This is a genomic window from Ottowia sp. oral taxon 894 (genome assembly GCF_001262075.1).
Classification (GTDB): Bacteria; Pseudomonadota; Gammaproteobacteria; order Burkholderiales; family Burkholderiaceae_C; genus Ottowia; species Ottowia massiliensis.
Genome location: NZ_CP012073.1, coordinates 2,237,450 through 2,258,305, shown reverse-complemented (window position 1 = coordinate 2,258,305; position 20,856 = coordinate 2,237,450). Strand labels below are relative to the sequence as shown.

The 20,856-nt window shown below is 63.2% G+C and carries 21 protein-coding genes; 12 read left to right on the top strand and 9 right to left on the bottom strand.

Features of this window, described 5'->3' with window-relative positions; genetic code table 11:
* Positions 1-108: 108 nt before the first annotated feature.
* From ADJ79_RS15490 to ADJ79_RS14385, 5 genes are all read left to right on the top strand, one after another.
* Entirely contained in the window at positions 109-633 is a 525-nt protein-coding gene (locus tag ADJ79_RS15490) for a DUF4124 domain-containing protein (RefSeq protein WP_050715815.1), read from the top strand.
* Positions 634-833: 200 nt separating this feature from the next.
* Positions 834-1,862: a ferrochelatase gene (gene hemH / locus ADJ79_RS09885; RefSeq protein WP_050715814.1), complete on the top strand. Its 1,029-nt coding sequence runs from the start codon at positions 834-836 to the stop codon at positions 1,860-1,862.
* A 473-nt stretch (positions 1,863-2,335) separates the two neighbouring features.
* Positions 2,336-3,490, top strand: a complete 1,155-nt coding sequence (locus ADJ79_RS09880; protein ID WP_050715813.1) for a uroporphyrinogen-III C-methyltransferase — start codon at positions 2,336-2,338, stop codon at positions 3,488-3,490.
* 1 nt (position 3,491) lies between these two features.
* Positions 3,492-4,151, top strand: coding sequence for a heme biosynthesis HemY N-terminal domain-containing protein (locus ADJ79_RS09875; protein WP_050715812.1), 660 nt, complete (start codon positions 3,492-3,494; stop codon positions 4,149-4,151).
* Between the two features lie 357 nt (positions 4,152-4,508).
* Positions 4,509-4,802 carry a hypothetical protein gene (locus ADJ79_RS14385; RefSeq protein ID WP_156304131.1) on the top strand — a complete coding sequence of 98 codons (294 nt, stop codon included), beginning with the start codon at positions 4,509-4,511 and terminating at the stop codon, positions 4,800-4,802.
* A gap of 76 nt (positions 4,803-4,878) precedes the next feature.
* Here ADJ79_RS14385 and ADJ79_RS09870 read toward each other — a convergent pair whose 3' ends face one another.
* The 3 genes from ADJ79_RS09870 to gpmA all read right to left on the bottom strand — a co-directional run bounded on the left by ADJ79_RS09870 (position 4,879) and on the right by gpmA (position 9,220).
* Positions 4,879-6,303 carry a solute carrier family 23 protein gene (locus tag ADJ79_RS09870; RefSeq protein ID WP_050715811.1) on the bottom strand — a complete coding sequence of 475 codons (1,425 nt, stop codon included), beginning with the start codon at positions 6,301-6,303 and terminating at the stop codon, positions 4,879-4,881.
* A gap of 542 nt (positions 6,304-6,845) precedes the next feature.
* Complete coding sequence (locus ADJ79_RS09865) at positions 6,846-8,411, bottom strand: S41 family peptidase (protein WP_050715810.1); 1,566 nt, start codon at positions 8,409-8,411, stop codon at positions 6,846-6,848.
* 65 nt (positions 8,412-8,476) lie between these two features.
* Complete coding sequence (gpmA, locus tag ADJ79_RS09860) at positions 8,477-9,220, bottom strand: 2,3-diphosphoglycerate-dependent phosphoglycerate mutase (protein WP_050715809.1); 744 nt, start codon at positions 9,218-9,220, stop codon at positions 8,477-8,479.
* A gap of 164 nt (positions 9,221-9,384) precedes the next feature.
* On the opposite strand from gpmA, the gene ADJ79_RS09855 reads away from it, so the two are divergent.
* Entirely contained in the window at positions 9,385-9,795 is a 411-nt protein-coding gene (locus tag ADJ79_RS09855; RefSeq protein WP_050716561.1) for a rhodanese-like domain-containing protein, read from the top strand.
* A gap of 42 nt (positions 9,796-9,837) precedes the next feature.
* On the top strand, positions 9,838-10,098 hold the full coding sequence (gene grxC / locus ADJ79_RS09850; RefSeq protein WP_050715808.1) for a glutaredoxin 3: 261 nt from the start codon (positions 9,838-9,840) through the stop codon (positions 10,096-10,098).
* A gap of 434 nt (positions 10,099-10,532) precedes the next feature.
* On the opposite strand, the gene ADJ79_RS09845 is transcribed toward grxC, so the two are convergent.
* The 5 genes from ADJ79_RS09845 to ettA all read right to left on the bottom strand — a co-directional run bounded on the left by ADJ79_RS09845 (position 10,533) and on the right by ettA (position 14,956).
* Positions 10,533-11,090 carry a hypothetical protein gene (locus ADJ79_RS09845; RefSeq protein WP_050715807.1) on the bottom strand — a complete coding sequence of 186 codons (558 nt, stop codon included), beginning with the start codon at positions 11,088-11,090 and terminating at the stop codon, positions 10,533-10,535.
* A complete protein-coding gene (locus tag ADJ79_RS09840; protein ID WP_050715806.1) occupies positions 11,080-11,370 on the bottom strand; it encodes a hypothetical protein in 291 nt (96 codons plus the stop codon). The genes ADJ79_RS09845 and ADJ79_RS09840 overlap by 11 nt, the downstream gene beginning before the upstream one ends.
* A 42-nt stretch (positions 11,371-11,412) precedes the next feature.
* Entirely contained in the window at positions 11,413-11,703 is a 291-nt protein-coding gene (locus ADJ79_RS09835; protein WP_050715805.1) for a hypothetical protein, read from the bottom strand.
* Between the two features lie 142 nt (positions 11,704-11,845).
* The gene (gene coaBC, locus ADJ79_RS09830) at positions 11,846-13,099 is read right to left on the bottom strand and encodes a bifunctional phosphopantothenoylcysteine decarboxylase/phosphopantothenate--cysteine ligase CoaBC (protein WP_050715804.1); all 1,254 of its coding nucleotides are present in this window, start codon (positions 13,097-13,099) and stop codon (positions 11,846-11,848) included.
* A gap of 195 nt (positions 13,100-13,294) precedes the next feature.
* On the bottom strand, positions 13,295-14,956 hold the full coding sequence (ettA, locus tag ADJ79_RS09825; protein ID WP_050715803.1) for an energy-dependent translational throttle protein EttA: 1,662 nt from the start codon (positions 14,954-14,956) through the stop codon (positions 13,295-13,297).
* 328 nt (positions 14,957-15,284) lie between these two features.
* On the opposite strand from ettA, the gene ADJ79_RS09820 reads away from it, so the two are divergent.
* The 4 genes from ADJ79_RS09820 (at position 15,285) to sctT (ending at position 17,954) form a co-directional block, all read left to right on the top strand.
* Positions 15,285-16,139: a hypothetical protein gene (locus tag ADJ79_RS09820; protein ID WP_050715802.1), complete on the top strand. Its 855-nt coding sequence runs from the start codon at positions 15,285-15,287 to the stop codon at positions 16,137-16,139.
* A gap of 61 nt (positions 16,140-16,200) precedes the next feature.
* The gene (gene sctR / locus ADJ79_RS09815; RefSeq protein ID WP_050715801.1) at positions 16,201-16,857 is read left to right on the top strand and encodes a type III secretion system export apparatus subunit SctR; all 657 of its coding nucleotides are present in this window, start codon (positions 16,201-16,203) and stop codon (positions 16,855-16,857) included.
* Between the two features lie 14 nt (positions 16,858-16,871).
* Complete coding sequence (gene sctS, locus ADJ79_RS09810; protein WP_050715800.1) at positions 16,872-17,144, top strand: type III secretion system export apparatus subunit SctS; 273 nt, start codon at positions 16,872-16,874, stop codon at positions 17,142-17,144.
* A gap of 18 nt (positions 17,145-17,162) precedes the next feature.
* Positions 17,163-17,954: a type III secretion system export apparatus subunit SctT gene (gene sctT, locus ADJ79_RS09805; protein ID WP_050715799.1), complete on the top strand. Its 792-nt coding sequence runs from the start codon at positions 17,163-17,165 to the stop codon at positions 17,952-17,954.
* Positions 17,955-18,096: 142 nt separating this feature from the next.
* On the opposite strand, the gene ADJ79_RS09800 is transcribed toward sctT, so the two are convergent.
* Complete coding sequence (locus ADJ79_RS09800) at positions 18,097-19,395, bottom strand: hemolysin family protein (RefSeq protein WP_050715798.1); 1,299 nt, start codon at positions 19,393-19,395, stop codon at positions 18,097-18,099.
* A gap of 488 nt (positions 19,396-19,883) precedes the next feature.
* Here ADJ79_RS09800 and ADJ79_RS15620 point away from each other — a divergent pair, with 488 nt between their 5' ends.
* Positions 19,884-20,717 carry a YidB family protein gene (locus ADJ79_RS15620; RefSeq protein WP_050715797.1) on the top strand — a complete coding sequence of 278 codons (834 nt, stop codon included), beginning with the start codon at positions 19,884-19,886 and terminating at the stop codon, positions 20,715-20,717.
* Positions 20,718-20,856 lie beyond the last annotated feature (139 nt).

Genomic DNA, 20,856 nt, shown 5'->3' with positions numbered 1-20,856 from the left:
GCAGCAAGTAGCCGCAAAGCCCATCTGCGCCATCTGCGCCTTGCCGCCCATCCCGATCCGCACTTTTGCCCTTTCACAGCCAAACCCTGAACAGGTTCTGGACGCCCTATGAAAACCACTGCTTTCTTTCTTCTGACGCTGGCCTGCCTGGCCCCGGGCGGGGCCTGGGCCATCAACAAATGCACGGACGCCGCAGGCAAAGTGAGCTATCAGGAGCAGCCCTGCCCTGCCAGCGCCCGGCAAAGCGCCGTGGCAAGCCCGCGCTCGCCAGCTGCGCCGCCGTCTGCCGCCCAGCAGCCTGGCAGAGGCGCTGCCGCGCAAGCCGGCGGCGGCCCTGCGGCGGGCGATGCCAGCGCTGACGAAGCCATCCTGCGCCTCGTGGCCACTGACTCCCTTGTTGAAAGCTGCAAGCACCTGCCAGACTTCAACGAGCAGGGCATGCCCCTGTATCAGAAATGGCGGCAAAACAGGCGGCAAGCCTACGCCCAATACGAAAACAGCGGCCGCTACGCCGAGCTGATGGCCCGCGCCACGGAGCAAGCCAGGCTCACCCGCCAGGCTGCCCCGCAACAGATGAACGCTTTTTGCAGCGGCCCGGCCCTTCAGGCCCTCCGGCAGCAGGCGGTCCAATGACGCATTCACTATCAGAACAATAGCTGCCCGCGCTGATTTCACGGGGGCTTGAGGCCGATTGCACGCTTGCGAAGCAGGCCCGGCCCCCGTCCAGAAACCCTTCCCGAAGGCGCGCCTTTTCCGCTTCCGCAAGCTCCTTGCATTTCCGCGCTGCCGCTGCCCGCTTTTCTGATCCCTGATCCGCACACTCCTCCCAGCTCATGCGCTACCGCCCCGAACCCGCTCCCCCCGACGCCCCCGCGCCTTCCGGCACGGGCGTTCTGCTGTGCAACCTGGGCACGCCTGAAGCGCCCACCACGCCGGCTGTGCGGCGGTATCTGGCGCAGTTCCTGAGCGACCCGCGCATCGTGGAAGCGCCGCGCGCGCTGTGGCTGCCCGTGCTGCATGGCTGGGTGCTGCGCACGCGCCCGGCGCGCTCTGCGGCCAAGTACCGCACCGTCTGGACTGAGCAAGGCTCGCCCCTGCTGGCCTGGTCAAAAAAGCAGGCCAGCCTGCTGCGCGGCTACCTGCACGAAGCCGGCTTGCGCGTAGCCGTGCGTCATGCCATGTGCTACGGGCAGCCCGCCATTGCGCAGGAGCTGGACGCGCTCAAGGCGCAGGGCTGCGCACGCATACTGGTGCTGCCGCTGTACCCGCAGTATTCAGCCACCACCACGGCCAGCGTGCATGACGCCGTATTCGCCTGGGGCCGCACCGTGCGCAGCCTGCCCGAGCTGCGGCTGGCCGGGGCCTTTCACGCCCATGCGGGCTATGTGGCGGCGCTTGCCGGGCGCATCCGCCAGCACTGGCAGACACATGGGCGGCCTGATGTGCTGTTGCTCAGCTTTCACGGCCTGCCGCAGCGCATGGCCGACCTGGGCGACCCCTACCCGCAGCAGTGCCATGAAACCGCGCGGCTGCTGGCGCAGGCGCTGGGGCTGCGCGAAGGGCAATACGTGACCGCCTTCCAGTCCCGCTTTGGCCGCGCCAAATGGCTGCAGCCCTACACGGCGCCCACGCTGGCGCGCCTGGGCCAAGCCGGCACAGGCCGTGTGGACGTGGCCTGCCCCGGCTTCGTGAGCGACTGCCTGGAAACCCTGGAAGAAATCGCCGAAGACGCACGCGACGCTTTCCTGTACGCAGGCGGACGCGAATTCCACTACATCCCGGCGCTCAATGACGACCCGGACTGGATCCGCGCCCTCGTGTCCCTGGTGCAGCAACACCTCCAGGGCTGGCCAGCCGCGTAGCGCGCCAGGCAGGCCCGCGCCCGCTTCCGGCCCCGCGAAGATTTGCAAGGCCGCAAACCGTCCGGGTTCGCCCTTTCAGCGACCAACCGCCTGCGAACAGGGCCGCGCAAGGCTCTCATGCCCCGTTCCCGCTCATGCCCGCCCACAGGCTGGAAAAAACGCCCCGAGCGGAAAAGACGCAGGCAACCCATGCGCAGGATATGAATGCGCCGATTTATCCGCTCCTGTATCAATAGCATGATGTCCTAGTAGAAACTGCGCGAGATGGTATTTCATACCCCCTTGAATTTGCTCCTGTTTCTGATGCAAACAGACAGCGCCATCCCGCCCATGAGCAGTGCCATGAGCGCCAGCGGGCCATGGGCGCGCCCCAAGGCCGTGGCCGCCGCAAACCTGAAAGCGGGCATGACCAGCGGCGGCGCCGCTCCGTCCGGAAAGCTGGCGAAACTGCAACCGTTTCCTACAATTTGGGCATGACCGCCCCCGCTCCTGCGCCTGTTTCATCTCTCGCCGCGCCCGCGCCGCGCCTGGCAGGCGTTCAGCAAATGCTGCTGTGGGCGGTGGCCGTGCTGGCGCTCACATCCAGCGCGCTGCTATGGCAAAAGCTGGCGCACACGCAAGAGCAGCTGGCCCGTCAAAGCGCTGCCAGCGGCGCCAAGGCGGACGAGGCGCAGGCGCAGGCCCGGCAGGCCCAGGGCATGGCGCAAACCGCCAAGGCCCGGCTGGCAGTCGCCGAAGGCAGCCTGGACGAGCTGCTGTCCTGGCAGCGGCAGACAGACGAGCTGCTGCAAACCGCCGTGCGCGCCCGCGATGACAGCCTGGTGACCGACCTGGCCGCCATGCTGGAGGCCGCGCAAATCCAGTCCCGCCTCTCGGGCGACGTAACGCCCCTGCAAACGGCGCTGCATCTGGTGCAAGAGCGCATCCGCCAAGCCGCCAATCCACGCCTGGCCGCCGCCGCGCGCGCCGCGCGGCAAGACCTGGAGCGCGCGCAGTCGGCAGACGTGCCCGACATCGCCAGCCTGCTGACGCAACTGGATGCGCTGTGGGGACAGATAGACACCATTCCCGCCGCCAATGACGCAGCGGACGCTTCCGATGCGCAGGAGCCGCCGGAAGCCGCCCCCGCCCCGTGGTGGCAGCGCGCGTGGCGCGAAGCCTGGTCTGGCGCCGGGCGGCTGGTGCGCGTGAGCCGCATCGACCGGCCCGACGCCAGCATGATGACGCCGCAGCAAGCGTTTTTCGTGCGCCAGCACGTGAAGCTGCGCCTGCAAGGCGCGCGCCTGGCCTTGCTGTCCGGGCGGCGCGATGCCGCGCAGGCCGACCTGGCCCGCGCCGAACAGATGCTGGGCGAGCTATTCGCGCCGCAGGCGCAGGCCACGCGCGACGCGCTGGCGCGCCTGCGGCAAGCGCAGGCAGCCCTGCAAGGCGCGCCCATGCCCAGCGCCAGCGCCACGCTGGCGGCGCTGGCTGACGCGGCCAGCGCCAGCTCCGAGGCCATCAGCGCCGCCAATGCGGCAGATGCCGACGCAAACGGCAGCGCCGAAGCCAACGCCACGCCTGACGCGCAGGGCCAGCCCCACACGCGCCCGGCCGCCCATGAAGACGCCCGCACCGGAGAGTTCTGAAGTGAACAACGCCCTCATGCGCGCCGTGCTGTGGTTTCTGGGCCTGTTCGCCTGCGCCGTGGCGCTGGCGCTGCTCATGGGCGGCAACCTGGGCACGGTCACGCTGTTTTGGCCGCCCTGGCGGGTGGACGTATCCGCCAACCTGGCGCTGCTGTTGCTGCTGGCGGCGGCGCTGCTGCTGCACGCGGGCCGCCTGGCGCTGCGCAAGGCATGGCGGCCTGCCGCTGCGCTGGCCCGGTTTGCCAGATTCGGGCGGCGCGCGCCTGCCCGCCCGCCCGAAGCCTGCCTGGCCGAAGCCTGGGCGCACCGCCTGGCTGGCCGCACGGCGCAAGCTAGGCAAGCCGCCGCCGCCGCACTGGCCGCCGCTGGCGCGCAGGATTGGGCCTTGCAAGCGCAGGCGCACTTGATGGCCGCCGCCTGCGAGACTGGCCCCGCCCGGCAGCGGCACTGGCGGCAGGCCCAGGCGGCGCTGACGCAGTTGGAGCCATTGGCCCCATCCGCCGCTGAGCCAGCCGCGCCAGCCACATCTGCCGATGGCGCAGCCGACACCGTGCCTGCTGGCCGCCGCGTGCTGGCGGCCAGCGGCCAGGCCACCATCTGGCAGGAGCCCGGCGGCGAGCAAGAGCCTGCCAGGACGCCTCAAAAACAGGAGAAAATATAAAGGGGCAAAAATACGGATCTGCGCAATATCTAGCTATAAATACTGCGCGGAACAGTGTTTTATTGCCCCTTAAATTTGCTCCTGTTTCTGGGAAACTGCCCAGAGTTTGGCCGTGAGGGGAAAAGAGCGGATTAGAGCGGCTGCAAGGCGTAAGCCGCGAACAGGCAGTGCTGTCTGACAAAGCATTTGCAACGCCATAAACCGCCCAAGTCCGCGCTTTTAGCTCTTACGGACAAACTTCAAACAGACGGACGGCGGCTGTCGTGAAACTGGAGCATCATCTGTTTATGGGTTTCGCGTTGTTTATTATGATTTGGCGCATGCACGCCTGTAAACGTACGCTTTTTTTTGGATTTGATGCTTGGGTGGAAAAATCAGCCCGGATTGATTTTTCACTCAGCGGACCTTGGGCCTGTTTCCGCTTTGAAATTCTGCATCTTTAAAACTGCGTCTTTGATGCAGCATCTCATTATTCCAGGGGCTGGATATAAACAAAGCCGCGCTGCGCCAGAAAGCGGCTGCGCGCGGGCGGCTTTGTTACTGCGCTCCGGTTTCGTCCATTTCTTTTCGCATGGCCTTGGCGCGCTCGCGCAGGGCGTATTGGCTGGCAAACAAAAAGGGCCGGGAAGGCCCTTTTTATTATTGCCCTGAATGACCGCCGTGCAGCTTTATTGGCTTTGCGCTGATTCTGGCGCGTTTTGAGCGGACAGGGCGGCAAATGGCGTTATCACTTTTGTGCCGGGCTGGCCACGCCTTTTTCGTCGGCGGCCTCAATGGCTTCGGTGGTGTCCAAAATCATGGACAGCTCGCCCTTCTTGCGGCTGGCAGCATTTTGGCGCTCAATCAGGAAATACAGCACCAGCCCGGCCACGATGGCGTAAATGGTGGCTTTGGTATCGGGCATGGCCAGCGTGACGGCCACAATGCCTGCCACACCGCGTTCGGCGGAGTCTTTCAGCTCTTCCATACCCACCATGATGCAGATATAGGCCGTGAGAATCAGCGACAGCGACAGCGCCAACGGCAGCACGGGTTTGAACATCGAGACCAGCGGCAGCACAAACAGCGCCAGAAAGCCCGAAATCCAGAATGCGCCCTGCCCGCCGTATAGGGTATCCATGGACTTGCGGCCCAGCGCGTAGCGTTCGGCAATGACGGCCTGCACGGGCGTCCACAGCGGTCCGGCCAGGCCGGGCCAAGGGGCCAGCACGGCATGCAGCGCATTGCGAATGGCCGTGACCAAGTGCGCGCGAGTCACGTTGTTTTCGATCACTTCATCGGGGCGCTGGTGATCGGCGCGCTTGACAAGCGTAAAGCCCACCAGAATATCGCCAAAGGCAATCACGTAGGCAATCACCGCCGTGGGCGCAGCCAGCAGAAACATGTTCCAGTCAGGCCAGCCCACGTTAAAGGCCAAATGACTGAACAGCAAGCCGAAATCGGGCTTGGTAATACCCCATTGAATATCGGGCAGCGGAAATTCGCCAATCACCCAGCCAATCAGCATGGCAACCACAATGCCGGGCACCATGCCGAAATTGGAAATGATTTTGGCCGCCCGGCTGCGCAGCACCACGCTTTTGAATGAGAGCGAAAAAAGAATATAGGCGGCGATCATCGCGCCCATCAAAATGGAAAAGGGCGCGTTCGAAACACGGCCGCCCGCTTTCAGCTCCCCCATCATGGCGGCAATGCCCGCGCCGATGATGATGCCGCATTTGAGCGAATTGGGAATCAGCGTGACCAGCTTGTCGCCCAGGCCCGTGATGCCAAGAACCAGGAAAATGGCGCAAACCTCGATTTGCAGCGCCACCATTGCCTTGACGGCTTCCGGCCCCGGCTCGAAATTCTGCAAATACAGCAGCACCACCGGAATGGCCGGCGTAATCCAGCCCGGCACCAGCGGCACGCCCATCAGCGCGGGCAGCATGAAGCCAATGCCGCAAATCACCACGCCCGCCAGCGCAGCTTCGTACGGCAGCCCCAGATATTGCTGGAGCAAGGGAATCATGCCCAGGCTGACCACGAACATCAGAAAAGCCTGAATCATTTCCGGAAATTCCCACCGGTAATGAATGAAAGGCAGCCTCAATTTGAATGGCCCCAAGGGCCAGAAAGGGTGTTCCTTGCCGTATTCACGCTGCATTGGCATGTATGTCTCCTTTGTTTGTGTGGATATGCGTTCTGCGCGGGCCAGCGGGAAATGCCGCCGAAAGTGGCAAATTTCCCCTTGAATTTCCGCGCGCCGCTGTTTTCGCGGCGGGCGCGACTGTAGCGGCTGGCGCACATCACCAGCATCAGGTTTTCCCCAATATCGCCATGCAACGCGGCGCGTGTTTTCCGGGGCCTTTCGGCCAGGCAGATTCATGGACGCTGCGGCGCCAGCAGCGGCCTTGGCATTCCTAAAAAAGGAGCGAATTCAAGAAGGCGGAAAACGCGTTCCGCGCCTGTTCCACTAGGACATCATGCTATGAATAGAAGAGCGATATCAGACTCTGAACAGGTGCTAGAGGCCCCGGCCTGCAACAAAAGTGAATTGAGCACGCGGGATTACAGCGCCGCATAAAAGGTCATCAAAGCATCTTGATGATTCAGTGGCGCATGAGCCGCCTCATGGCGGGCATGGGACATTCATAAAACGCAGGGCAGCAAAAAATGTCTCGCGCAATAAAAAAGGGCCTTCACAGCCCTTTTTTATTTGTCTTGTGATTTATCTTTTTGCGGCGTTTTGTCTTGCCGCTGCTCTGTTTTGTCGCCAGCTGGCTTGGGCGCGGGCTTGCTGGAAATTCGCTCGGCCACCTTGTCCGCGCCGTCCTGACGGTCTGCGGCTACTTTGCGTTCGGTCAGCGTTTTGCTTACTTTCACGGGCTTGCCCTTGAGCTTGGCCAGGGCCTGTTGCAAGGGGAAATCTTTTTCGCTGCCGTAGTCGGGCGGGCGGCGCTGGCTGGCGGGTTTTTTGGATTCGGCTTCCAGGCGCTTGATGGCTTCTTCACGCTCTTTTTCCAGCTCTTTTTCAAGGGCGGGGTCTTTTTTCGCTTCGCTTGCGCCGCTGAGGTGTTTTTCCAGATCGGCTTCGCGCACGTGCAGCGAGGCGTAGGGGCTGCCTTCTGCGGTGTCGTCGACCATGATGTCGGGCACGATGCCGCGCGCCTGGATGGAGGTGCCTTTGGGCGTGTAGTAGCGGGCGGTGGTGATTTTCAGGCCGGTGTCGGGGCCGAGCGGGCGCACGGTTTGCACGGAGCCTTTGCCAAAGGTTTGGCTGCCCATGATGGTGGCGCGCTTGTGGTCTTGCAGTGCGCCAGCGACGATTTCGCTGGCGGAGGCCGAGCCTTCATTGACGAGCACGACAAGCGGCACTTTCTTGAGCGCGGCAGGCAGGCGGGCCAGCGGGTCGGAGCCGGGGCGGCGCATGTAGTCGCTGGGCGAGGCACGGAAGGTGGCCTTGCTTTCGGCGATTTGGCCGTTGGTGGTGACGACGGTAACGTCTTTGGGCAGGAAGGCGGCGGAGATGGCTACGGCCGCGTCCAGCAGGCCGCCGGGGTCGTTGCGCAAATCGAGCACCAGGCCCTTGATGTGGGGGTCTTTTTCGTACAGATCGCTGACTTTGCGCACGAAGTCTTCCACCGTGCGTTCCTGGAATTGCGAGAGGCGCACCCAGGCGTAGCCCGGCTCGACCATTTTGGTTTTGACCGATTGCGTGCGGATTTCGGCGCGGGTGATGGTGACGGGGAAGGTGCGGTTTTCGTCCTTGCGGAAGATGGTGAGGGTGACTTTGGTGTTCGGCTCGCCGCGCATGCGCTTGACGGCGTCGCTCAATGAGAGGCCGCGCACGGCGGTGTCGTCAATCTTGGTGATGAGATCGCCCGGCAGCAGGCCGGCGCGGTAGGCGGGGCTGTCTTCTATGGGCGAGACGATGCGGATCAGCCCGTCTTCCTGCGTGATTTCAATGCCCAGGCCGACGAAGCGGCCGCTGGAGCCTTCGCGAAATTCCTGATAGGTCTTTTTGTCGAGGTACTGCGAGTGCGGGTCGAGGCTGGAGACCATGCCGGCGATGGCATCGGTGATGAGTTTTTTCTCGTCCACCGGCTCGACATAGTCGCTTTTGATCATGCCGAAGACGGCGGCGAATTGCTCCAGCTCGTGCAGGGGCAGCGGGGCGAGGTTGCTGTTGCGGGCCGCAGATTGCAGCGAAGCCGTGCCAAGCGCGCCAGCCAGCGCGCCCGCGCACAGCCAGCCCGCGATTTTGAGTTTCTGGCTCATGGGGGTGTCGGGTTTTCAGGTGGGGAAAGGGAAAAGGCGTGCAAACGGGTTCCCGCAGCAGGTTCTCAGGCCTTGCCCTGGCTGGCGACGGCGGCTGCGGCCTGTTCGGCAGCCTGCGCGTCGCCCAGGTAATAGTGGCTCAGGGGTTTGAGATCGTCATCCAGCTCATAGACGAGGGGAATGCCGTTGGGAATGTTGAGGGCGACAATGCCCGCGTCCGAAATGCCATCCAGGTGCTTGACGAGGGCGCGAATGGAATTGCCATGCGCTGAAACCAGCAGGCGCTGGCCCTGGCGGATGCGCGGGGCCAGCTCGCCTTCCCAGTAGGGCAGCACGCGGGCCACGGTGTCTTTCAGGCATTCGGTCAGCGGCACTTCGCCGGGTTGCAGGGCGGCGTAGCGCGCATCGCCGCCTTCGCGGTGCGGGTCGTCCTCGCGCATGGCGGGCGGGGGCACGTCGTAGCTGCGGCGCCAGATCAGAACCTGTTCGTCGCCGTATTGGCGGGCCATGTCAGCCTTGTTCAGCCCCTGCAAGGCGCCGTAGTGGCGCTCGTTGAGCCGCCAGCTCTTGATCACGGGCAGCCACTGGCGGTCCATGGCGTCCAGACAGTGCCAGAGGGTGTGGATGGCGCGCTTGAGCACGCTGGTGCAGGCCAGGTCGAACTCGTAGCCTTCCTCCTTAAGCAGGCGGCCCGCTTGCCGGGCCTGTTCGATGCCCTTGGGCGTGAGATCCACGTCCGTCCAGCCGGTGAAGCGGTTTTCGAGATTCCAGGTGGATTCGCCGTGGCGTATCAGAACGAGCTTGTGCATTGCAATGGCCGGCTGGGCGGCAGGAAATGGGAAAGGGCTGAAAGAAAAAAGGCGGCATTTTAGAATCGCCCGCTTTTTTCCACCCCTCGCAGCCCCTTCGGGCTTTCATTTTTTTGCCCGGAAGCGGCCTTTTTGCACAGAGCCGCCCGGAACAGGAACACAAAGTGGACTTCATTCTTGCCAACTGGCTGCTGATACTGGTGGCGCTCGTCTCCGGCGCCATGCTGTTTGTTCCGGCGCTGTCGGGCCAGCCGGGCGCCGCCACCGTCACGCCCGCCGAGGCGGTGCACCTGATGAACCGTGAAAAGGCCGCCGTCATTGACGTGCGCGAAGCTGCCGAATTCGCCACAGGCCACATTGCCAACGCGCGCCACGTGCCGCTGGCCGAGCTGGCCGAGAAGCTGCCCGCCGCCGTGAAGAACAAAACCCTGCCCCTGGTGCTGTGCTGCGCCAGCGGCCGCCGCTCCGCCGCCGCCGTGGCCGTAGCCAAAAAACTGGGCCACGAAAAAGCCGTTTCGCTCGCAGGCGGCCTGAAAGCCTGGCGCGAAGCAGGCCTGCCCGTCGAGAAAAGCTGAAAAACACTTCCCGGAACCACCCGCCCCACGAGAGAACGCCTCATGCAACACGTCAAGATCTACACCACCGGCACCTGCCCCTACTGCATTCGCGCCAAGCAGCTGCTGGCCGAGCGCGGCGTGACGCAGCTGGAAGAAATCCGCGTGGACCTGGCCCCCGAGCGCCGCACTGAAATGGCTGAAATCACGGGCCGGCGCACCGTGCCGCAAATCTTCATCGGCGGCACGCACGTAGGCGGCTGCGACGACCTGATGGCCCTGGACGCGCGCGGCGGCCTCACGCCGCTGCTGCAAGGCGACTGAGAGCCTGTTTCCCAAAGCCTGACCATGCGCTGAGTGCAGGCAATCTTCACGAATGCTTCAGTTGAAGAGGGCAGTGACCTTGTAGTCCTTGCCCAATTTTCTCGCTTGACTTAGCCAGGCAAAAGTCCTCACCTCAATCCAGCGTTTGGGGCTTTAGCAGCGCTTGATCACCTGCATGTTCCAGCCAAACATGCTCTGCGCCCAATTGAATTGATCAGACTACCCGTGTAGCCGCGCTGCCCCTTTTGAGACGGTCTCGACCAATTGGGAGTCAAGGATGGTCACGCTGGGCCTGGTCCGTCTGCACGCCCGAAAACGTCCTCTCTTGTTCATTTCAGCAAAGTGTTTGGACAGCACTTGCCACTGCGCGCCGGTTTATATCGCTTGGACACATGGGAGATTTTGCTGTCAGCTGGGGATTTGAAGACAGGCTTTTAAACAGGATTGGGCGGATCGGAAAAACGGCGCAGCCATTGCCGCCATGCCGCGCCCAGCGCCATGACGAAGCGGGTGTGGCGATAGCGCCAGAGCGCGCCTGCCAGCAGCGTTGCCAGCAACACCGTCAGTGCGCCCCATACGCCCAGAAACGGCGCCAGCACCACGCCCAGCAAAAGCGCCGCAAGCACGATGGCGATTCCATATGCGTATCTCGCCAAAATGGTTTGCAGCACGCCGCCAAAAGGAACAAAAAGCAGCGCGATGGTCAGCAGAAATTTCATCCCCTGCCCAATGAAGGCCACAAGCCGGGCCGCAAACGCGAATACCGCAGCCGGCCAGGCGTGCCGCTGCCGGAAGGAAGGCCGCTTGCGCGAGGCTGCATGCGCGGGCGTTTTCTGTTTGGGTGTTTGGGCCTTGACGGGAACCAGCGGCAAGAGCGTGACAGGCGCAGTAGCCTCGGCAGGCGCGGTCAGCTGCTGCACATAAGCGGCGAAGTCGCCGTTGGGCGGGGTGTCCCAGTTGGGGCCTTCCAGGTGGCCTGTTTCAGGTTTCATGGCTGTTTTGATCCGGCTCTTGTTCGTCAAAAGAAGGCGGCGCGGGCCATAGCTGCACGGTCAGAAAGATCAGAAAAGCCGCCAGCAAGCTCACAAGCTGGCCAAGGCGGCCGCCTTCTGCGCTGATAACCAAAAGCACGCAGACGCCCAGAAAAATCAGCACGGTGTGCCATATCCGCTTGAAAAAGCCCCCAATGATTTGGAGCAGCTTTGCGGCAAGCGTCAGGCCTTGCTGTTTGGGTTCGCGCCATTCGTTTGCTTCCTTTTCGTTTGGCCTCATGGTTTTTTTCTGATTGATGGGGCCGGCTGCCAGTGTGCGCTTTCAAGCCGGCTTGCCGGGCGTTCGGGGCGGGCGTTTTGGAGTTGCGCCCTGCTTTTCGTCCGCGTCGCCCGGCTTCTTTTCAGCAGGCGGCCCAAGAAAAGCAAGCTGGGCGACCAGCAGCCCCAGCGGCCCGAAAGCAAGAGCCAGCAGGCATGCGATGAAGATCAGCACGTTCTCGAGCATCCATTTGCAAAACGTCCAGATCAGTCTCCAGACCAGACAACACAGCCGTTTGCCCAAAGACAGCAGCTCATCGGCTGCGTCAGGCTCTTGCGTTGGGTTGGGCTTCATGGCGTTCTCCGGTTGGCGTGAAAGTCTTTTTTTACTCTCTTTTCAGGAGCAAATTCAAGGCCCCGAAAACGCCTCAATCGCACGGTTTCAGGGGCTTGGGCGCTACTGAATTCATAGCGAAATGGCTGGCTTCGGAAGCGGTTCAGCGCCGGGGCAGGCGACTGGCGATTTCGTCCACCAGCAGGCGGGCCAGCTGGCGCTTGCTGGCCGGTTGCAGTCCGGCGGGCAGTTCGGTGACGCCCGCTTCGTCAATCAGCAAGAGCGCGTTGTCATCGCGCCCGAAAGTGGCGGGGCCGATGTTGCCCGCCAGCAGCGGCACGCCTTTGCGTTGGCGCTTGGCTTGCGCGTGCGCCAGCAGGTTTTCGCTTTCGGCGGCAAAGCCCACGCAATACAGCTGCCCGGCTTGCGCGCGCGGGCTGCGGGCGGCGGCGGCCAGCAAATCAGGGTTTTCCACAAAGCGCAGGGGCGGCGGCAGGCCGCTGCCGTCTTTTTTCATCTTCTGCGCGGCCACTTCGGCGGCGCGCCAGTCGGCCACGGCGGCGGCGGCAATCAGCACATCGGCTCCTTGCAGTGCGGGCTGCAAGGCGGCTTGCATTTGCAGGGCCGATTCCACATCCACCCGCGCCACGCCATGCGGCGTGGGCAGATGCACGGGGCCGGCGATCAGCGTGACTTGCGCGCCCGCCAGGCGCGCCGCGCGCGCAATGGCAAAGCCCATCTTGCCGCTGGAGCGGTTGGTGAGGCCCCGCACGGGGTCGATGGCTTCAAACGTCGGCCCGGCCGTGACCACCACGCGGCGGCCCGCCAGTGTTTGCGGGGTGAGCGCGGCGATGACTTCTTCCAGCAGTTCGGGCGCTTGCAGCATGCGGCCATCGCCCGTTTCGCCGCAGGCTTGCGCGCCAAAGCCCACGGCCAGCACGCGCGCGCCGTCAGCGGCCGCCTGCCGCACGTTGCGCTGCGTGGCCGGGTGCGACCACATTTCGCGGTTCATGGCGGGCGCCAGCAGCAGCGGCGCGCGCTCGCGCGGGCGCGCCAGGCACAGCAGCGAGAGCAAATCGTCCGCCCGGCCTGCCGCCAGCCGGGCCAGAAAGTCGGCGCTGGCGGGGGCCACGAGGATGGCGTCTGCCTCGCGGCCCAGCTGGATGTGCGCCATGCCATTGGCGGGGCGTTCGTCCCATTGCGAAGTGAATACCGGCTGGCCGGAGAGCGCCTGCATCGTCGCGGCCGTGATGAAGTGCTGCGCGCCTTCGCTCATGGCCACCTGCACGCGGGCGCCCGCTTGCGTGAGCAGGCGGCACAGCTCGGCGGCCTTGTAGCAGGCCACGCTGCCTGTCAGGCCCAGAAGGATGCGGCGGCCCGCCAGTTCGGGCGGTTCATGCGGCGGGGTATGGGTCATGGGCAAGGCTCAGTCTGTTCAAGGAAGGGAGATAAGGAGAGAGGCTGAAAGATTTATACAGCATGGCTTGCCCTTGTTTCCTTCAAAAACCATAGCAGCCAGTCCAGCCTGCGCCGGGACTTGCGGGCGGTTTGGGCATGAAAAAAGCCGGGATGCCCCGGCTCTTTCGTGACGCGCGGATGGCGCGGCGGAAAGTTACTTCAGCGCCTTGTAGCGCATGCGATGCGGGCGGGCGCCTTCTTCGCCCAGGCGCTTGATCTTGTCGGCTTCGTATTCCTGGTAGTTGCCGTCGAAAAACACCCATTGGCTGTCGCCTTCGGCGGCGAGGATGTGGGTGCAGATGCGGTCGAGAAACCAGCGGTCGTGGCTGATGACCATGACGCTGCCCGCAAATTCGAGCAGCGCGTCTTCCAGCGCGCGCAGCGTTTCCACGTCCAGGTCGTTGCTGGGCTCGTCCAGCAGCAGCACGTTGCCGCCTTGCATGAGGGTTTTGGCCAGGTGCAGGCGGCCGCGTTCGCCGCCAGAGAGCATGCCCACTTTCTTTTGCTGGTCTTGCCCGTTGAAGTTGAAGCGCCCGCAGTAGGCGCGGCTGGGCATCTGGAATTTGCCGACGGTGATGATGTCCAGCCCGCCGGAGATGTCTTCCCACACGGTTTTGTCATTGGCCAGATCGTCGCGGCTTTGATCGACGAAGGCCATCTTCACGGTTTTGCCCAGCGTGACTTCACCGGCGTCAGGCTGCTCCTTGCCCGCGATGAGCTTGAAAAGCGTGGACTTGCCCGCGCCGTTGGGGCCGATGATGCCGACGATGGCCCCGGCGGGCACCTTGAAGCTCAGGTTGTCGATCAGCAGACGGTCGCCAAAGCTTTTGCTGACGCCTTTGAACTCGATGACTTCGGAGCCCAGGCGCTCGGCCACGGGAATGAAGATTTCCTGCGTTTCATTGCGCTTTTGGTATTCGTAGTCGCTCAGCTCCTCGAAGCGGGCCAGGCGCGCCTTGCTCTTGGCCTGGCGGCCCTTGGGGTTTTGGCGCGCCCACTCCAGCTCTTTCTTGATGGCTTTGGCGCGGGCGTCTTCGCTTTTTTGCTCCTGCTTCAAGCGCGCCTCTTTTTGCTCCAGCCAGCTGGAGTAGTTGCCCTTGTAGGGAATGCCGTGGCCACGGTCCAGCTCCAGAATCCATTCGGCGGCGTTGTCAAGAAAGTAGCGGTCGTGCGTGATGGCCACCACGGTGCCGGCAAAGCGTTGCAGGAAGATTTCCAGCCACTGCACGCTTTCGGCGTCCAGGTGGTTGGTCGGCTCGTCCAGCAGCAGCATGTCGGGCTTGCTCAAGAGCAGCTTGCACAGCGCCACGCGGCGCTTTTCGCCGCCCGAGAGGTTCTTGATGACGGCGTCCCACGGCGGCAGGCGCAGCGCATCGGCGGCGATTTCAAGCTGGTGCTCGCTGTCGGTGCCAGCGGCGGCAATGAGGGCTTCCAGCCGGCCTTGCTCTTCGCTCAAGGCGTCGAAGTCGGCGTCCGGCTCGGCGTAGGCGGCGTAGATTTCTTCCAGCCGCGCGCGCGCATCGTTCACTTCTTTCATCGCCTCTTCCACCGCCTGGCGCACGGTGTGCTCGGGGTTGAGCTGCGGCTCTTGCGGCAAATAGCCAATGTCCAGACCGGGCATGGGCGTGGCTTCGCCCTCGATCTCTTTGTCGATGCCCGCCATGATCTTGAGCAGGGTCGATTTGCCCGCGCCGTTCAGGCCCAGCACGCCAATCTTGGCGCCAGGGAAAAAGCTCAGGGAAATGTCTTTCAGGATCGCGCGCTTCGGGGGCACGATCTTGCTGACGCGGTTCATGGAAAAGACGTATTGGGCCATTGGGTGGTCTGGGAAAAGCAGAAAAGAAGAAATACGCCGCCAGCGGAAAGCGCCGGCGCAAAGGGCGGCGATTATCGGCCACGCCCACCAGCGGCAGAGCCGTTGGCTTGGGCGGCGCGTGTGGAACAAAAGGGAATATTTCGCTCCTGAAGCAATAGCGCGCTTTCCACGTTCTTCTAGGACATCATGTGTTTTTGAGGCCTTGAATTAGCTCCTGTTTTTAATGAAAAACCAACACAAAGGTGCGAGAGTGTTGGCAAGACTACATACTGACACGATACGTTGCAAAGCACGAACTACCATTGCCGCCCCGTTGACGAGCCTGAGCATGAACGCTGATTCACTGACCGACCCGCCGCATGACGCTGCTGCCGCGCCAGCCGAGGATGATTCCGCTTTTCCGTCTGAATGGCTGCACTACAGCGGCGCGACATCAAGGGGCTGGGTGCACTTGAGCATTCCTCGTGCGGCTGATGCGCCAGCAGCGCCGCCCACAGGTGAGGAGCAGGTGTTGCGCCTGGCCGAAGCCGAGGCGCTGGTTGCTTGCGTGGAAGAGTGGCTGCATGCAGGCTGGGACCCGGCTCCGGCGCAGGAAGCGCCGCCTGCGGGCGCGCTGGCGGCCGTGGTGCAGGCCCCGGCGCTCGCGCCTGCTGGCTCGCGCCTGGCGCTGATGCCCGGCCTGTTGCCAGGCGGCCAGCCGCCAGCCGCACTGCTGGCGCCGCATCTGGCCTGGAGCGCCGTAACCGGGCAGGTGCTGCTGGGCAGCGTGCCAGCCGAGGCGATACAGGCGCTGGAAGCCGGAGCGCTGGTGTGGCTGCCGGCCGCCTTTGCCAACCGCTGGGCAGTGACGCTGCATGACATGAGCTGTCATCTGCCACCCGCCGCCGCTTGGCTTGATTTGCCTGACGCCCGCCTGGCATTGAATGTGAATGGCAGCGCCGCGCCTGGCAGCGCAACGCAAGATGAAACTGAAGGCGCCGGGCAGGCCATGCTGGAGCAGACGGTCAGCATTCCGCTGGATGTTTGGCTAGGCTGGCCGCGCCAGGGGCAGCCCGCGTTTCACTGGCCCTTGCCTGCTCCGTGGCCTGCTGAATTGTGCGCCAACGGGCAGCGTCAAGCCAGCGGCGCGCTGTTGCCGCTGGGCAGCGGCTGCGGCTTGCACGTGCAGGCGCTGGAAAGCTGAACCCGGCTTGTTTCTTTGAACTGGTTCTTACGCTTTTCCTGATTACACGAAAACAAACGCTATGGATCTTTCCCAGTTTTCTCCCTCTTCAGCGCTGATCACCGTCATCCTCGTGGCGCTGGCCCCGTTCGTGGGGGTGATGGTGACCTCCTTCACCAAAATCGTGGTGGTGTTGAGCCTGTTGCGCAATGCGCTGGGCCTTCAGCAGGTGCCGCCCAATGTGGTGCTCAATGGCATGGCGCTGGTGCTCACCATTTACGTGATGCTGCCTGTGGGCTTGGACGCCTATGCCCGCGTGGGCGCGCTGCCTCAGGCTGCGGGAGGCAACAGCAGCGCCAACATGATGCAGGCCGCTGACGCCGCCAAGGAGCCGCTGCGTGACTTTCTCATCAAGCATTCCAGCCCGCGCGAGCGAGCCTTTTTTCTGCAAACAGCGCAGAAGAACCTGCCAGCGGAGCGCGCCGCGCAGCTGACCGAGCGTGATTTCGTGATCGTGGTGCCGGCTTTCACGGTAAGCGAGTTGTCAGCGGCATTCCAGATCGGCTTTCTCATCTTTTTGCCGTTTCTCATCGTGGATCTCATCATTGCCAACATCCTCATGGCGATGGGGATGATGATGCTTTCGCCCACGACGATTTCGCTGCCGTTCAAGCTGCTGCTGTTCGTGCTGGTCGATGGCTGGGTCAAGCTCTCGCACGGGCTGGTTCTGTCTTACTGATGGGGAGAGGCTGCATGCTGAACAGTGAAGCTTTGCAACTCGTCTATCAGGCCCTGTGGCTGGTGCTGATGCTTTCAGCGCCTCCTGTGCTGGCGGCGGCCGTCGTGGGCCTGCTCATTGCGCTGGTGCAGGCGGCCACGCAGATTCAGGAGCAAACGCTGCAATACGCGCTCAAGTTTTTCGCCATCGTGCTCACCATCTTCGTGACAGCGTCGCTGCTGGGCAGCTCGCTGTATCGCTTTGCGGACCGGGTGATGACGGAATTTCCGGCCATGGTGCGCAAGTAAAGGCGGCGGGCGGACGCAATGGACTTTGCCGCGTTTGGCAATCTGGGCGACATGGCTTTGCTGGCCGCTTTGGCCAGCACGCGCTTTGCCGTGGCCTTTCTGCTGCTGCCTGTGCTGGCGCAAGAGACGGTGCCCGCCACGGTGCGGGGGGCGCTGTTTCTGGGCTTTGGCGTCATCACGCTGGCGGTGCAACCGCTGCTGGACGTGAATGGCTTGACGGCGCAGCAATGGCTGCTGCTGTTTGCCAAGGAGGCTTTTCTTGGCTTGGCCATGGGAGCCATGCTGGCAGCGGTGCTCTGGGCGTTTCATGCCGCAGGCGAAATCGTGGACGGGGCCAGCGGCATGAGCATGGCGCAAATCGTCGATCCGCTCTCGGGCCGCCAGACTTCGCTCACGGGCGCTTTTCTGGGACGCCTGGCTGTTTTCATGTTCATGTTTTCAGGCGGCATGCTGTTGTGGGTAGGCGCGCTGATGGAAAGTTTTGCCCTGTGGCCGCTGGGCCAGATGAACCTGCTGCCCAAAAGAGAAGGCGTGGTGGTGTTCGAAGGGGTGTTCTCCCATTTCGCCAGCCTCATGTTCGTGCTGGCCGCGCCTGCTCTGGTGATGCTGTACATGATTGACCTGTCGCTGGGGCTGATGAATCGCTACGCCCCGCAGCTCAACTTGCTGCCCATTTCATCGTCGCTCAAAGGGCTGGCCGCCGTGCTGGCGTGGGTCGTCATGCTCTCAACTGTGGTGCATACGCTCACAGAGCAAATTGGCGAGCTGATGCCGCAGCTGCTGCAAAGATTGCAGGCCATGCTGGTATAGCTGTAGCTTCTCAACACGTTGCTCCCTGCAAAGCCGAGGCGGCAAACGGGAGCTTTATTTTTGATAGGTAGCGGTGCAAGCCAGCGCCGGGCTCAGGCTCCGCGCGCCCCGCTCCGTCTTCACCTTACTGGCCTTTTGCGCCTTATTGCACGTTTTCTTTTCGCGGCGTGACCAGCACCTGGTCGATGCGGTAGCTGTCCACGTCCATCACTTCAAAGCGGTATCCGCCCCATTCCACGCAGTCGGTGCGGCGGGGCACGCGGCGGAGCATGACCATGAGAAAGCCGGCCAGGGTTTCGTATTCGTCCTTGTCGGGCCAGTCGTAGAGGCTGAGGGCGCGTTGCACATCAGGCATGGGGGTCATGCCGTCCACCAGCCAGGAGCCGTCATCGCGGCGCACGATGAGGTCTTCATCGGCGGGCGTGACCAGCTCGCCCATGACGGTGCTCATCACGTCATTGAGCGTGACCACGCCGACGACGGTGCTGTATTCATTGACGATGATGGCGAAGTCTTCATGCGCCTGCCGGAACTGGGCCAGCACTTCGGCCAGGCTGAGACGGTCGGGCACGACCAGCGCCTTGTGGATGAGGCCCTCGTCGGTGAGCACGATGGGGCGCTGGTTGAGCACGCGCTGAAAAAGGTCCTTGGCATCTACGTAGCCCACGACGTTGTCCAGCCCGCCGTCGCACACGGGGTAGGTGGAAAAAGGTTCGGCGGCGATGCGCACGCGCACGCTTTCGTCGCTGTCGCGGATGTCGAACCAGGCCACGCTGCCGCGCAGCGTCATGGCGCTGGAGACGGGGCGGGTGTCCAGCTCGAAGACGTTTTCAATCACTTGCTGTTCGGGGCGCTCCAGCACGCCTGCCTGCGCGCCCGCTTCCGTCAGGGCCAGGATGTCGTCAGAGGTGATGCGCTCATCGCGCTGCATGGGCAGCCCCAGCACGCGCATGGCGGCGCTGGCGCATTTGTTGTAGAGCCAGGCCAAGGGCTTGAGCAGTGCCAGCAGCCGCTCCATCGGGCCGACCAGGCGCACGGCCAGGCGCTCCGGGTTGGCCATGCCCGCCTGCTTGGGCACGAGATCGGCAAACACCACAAAAAGCGAAGTGACGAGTGCGACCGACAGCAAAAAGGCCAGCCGCGCCGCCCATCCGGCCGCCATCCACGGCTCGAAAATCCAGACCAGCCACGGCCCCAGCATGCCTTCGCCCACGATGCCGCCCAGAATGGCAACGGAGTTGATGCCAATTTGAACCACTGTGAAATAGCGGCCCGGATGCTCCTGAATCTGCATCACGCGCAAGGCGCGGGCATCACCCTCATCAGCCATCTGGGTGAGCTTGAGGCGGCGCGAGGCGGCCAGCGACATTTCAGCCAGCGAGAAAAATGCGCTGGCGGCAATCAGAAAAACAAGAACGAAAAGGCTTTGAAAAGGCGTCATAAGAAAGAAGCGCAGTTTACTGGCCGCCTGCCAAATGCCCGGCGCTGCGGCAACTACGGCGGCGCGAACGCGGCTTGACAAAGCGGACAGTGCCTGGCAGCAATAATGCTCACTCTTGTTCCGATAGCGGGTAGCGCCCGTTTCATGGGGACGCCAGCCGTTTTTTGGGCGTTGAATTCGCTTCTGAAAAAAGAGCATGTACGCAAGAGGAGGGCGGCTCGCATGCTGGCATCGCCAGCCTACAGCCAAGCGCGCAGGCGGCCAGCCGGCGCAGATGCGCTCGCGCAGGGTGTGCACGCGGAATGTTCATGTGTTGCGTTACGTAATGCGTTCGGGCCGGGCCTTCTGTGCCAGAGCCTGTTTCAGAGCCCGAAATGCCATGCGCCGCCAAAGCGGCTCTTTTGTTTTTCCGCCCTGATTGCGCGAAGGTAATGGCAACCCCCATTTCTATAATCATTTTTCATTTTTGACTTGAAGGATTTCACCGCATGTTTGACGTTCTTATCCGTGAAGTGGCTGTGCGCTTTAACCTGGGCGACAAGGCCCTGCCCTTGCTGCAAATGCTGCTGGCATGCATGACTCGGCAGGACACGGGCGGTCTGCCCGGCTTTCTTGAAAAGCTCAAGGCAGCCGGACTTGGCCCCGCCGTGCAATCCTGGCTGGGCGGCGGCCCCAGCGCCAAGGCTGTGACAGCCAGCCAGATTGAAAACGCCTTGGGCAGCGCGGGCGGCCTGCTGGAGCAGCTGACCGGGCGGCTGGACGCGCCGCGCGACGACGTTGCAGGCGCCTTGGGCTATTTGCTGCCCTACATCGTCGGCAAGCTCACGCCCGGCGGCAGCCTGCCCGGCTCGCTGCCCGCTGAAATCGCCAGCGTGGCCAGCGCCGGACAAGCCCTGCTGTCCGCCCCTTTGCCCAGCAGTGGCGGCGGCATGAAGTGGCTGTGGCCTGCCGTGGCCGTGGTCGCCGCCGGCCTGCTGGGCCTGAGCTACTGCCGCCAGGGCGGCGACGGTGTGCCTGCGCCAGCGTCAGCGCCCGTGGCCGCCCCGCAGCCCGCGCCCGCAAGCCCGGTTCAACCTGTGGAAATCGCTCCCACGCCTCAAAAAACCCAGCCGGAAACGCCCGTCGAAACACCCGCCCAAACGCCCGTCCGGGAAATGCCAGCGCAAGAGCCGAGCAGAGAAGAAAAACCAGCCGCACCGCCCATGCCGGAAATGCCTGCGGCCGCCGCAGAAACACCACCCGCAGAAACGCCGCCTGCTGTTGAAACGGTTGAACCGCCCGCAGAAGAAAAACCAGCGGTGGAAAAACAGCCTGCGGCCTGACGCTTTTTCCACATTTTGCTGCCTGCCAGCCCATGCGCGTTTGCCATGTGCTGGCATTTTTTTGGCCTTTTGTGTATGGCCCTGGTTTGTTTTTAAGTGAAAGATCTTCGCATTGTGTGAAATAGTGCAGCCTTGTCGT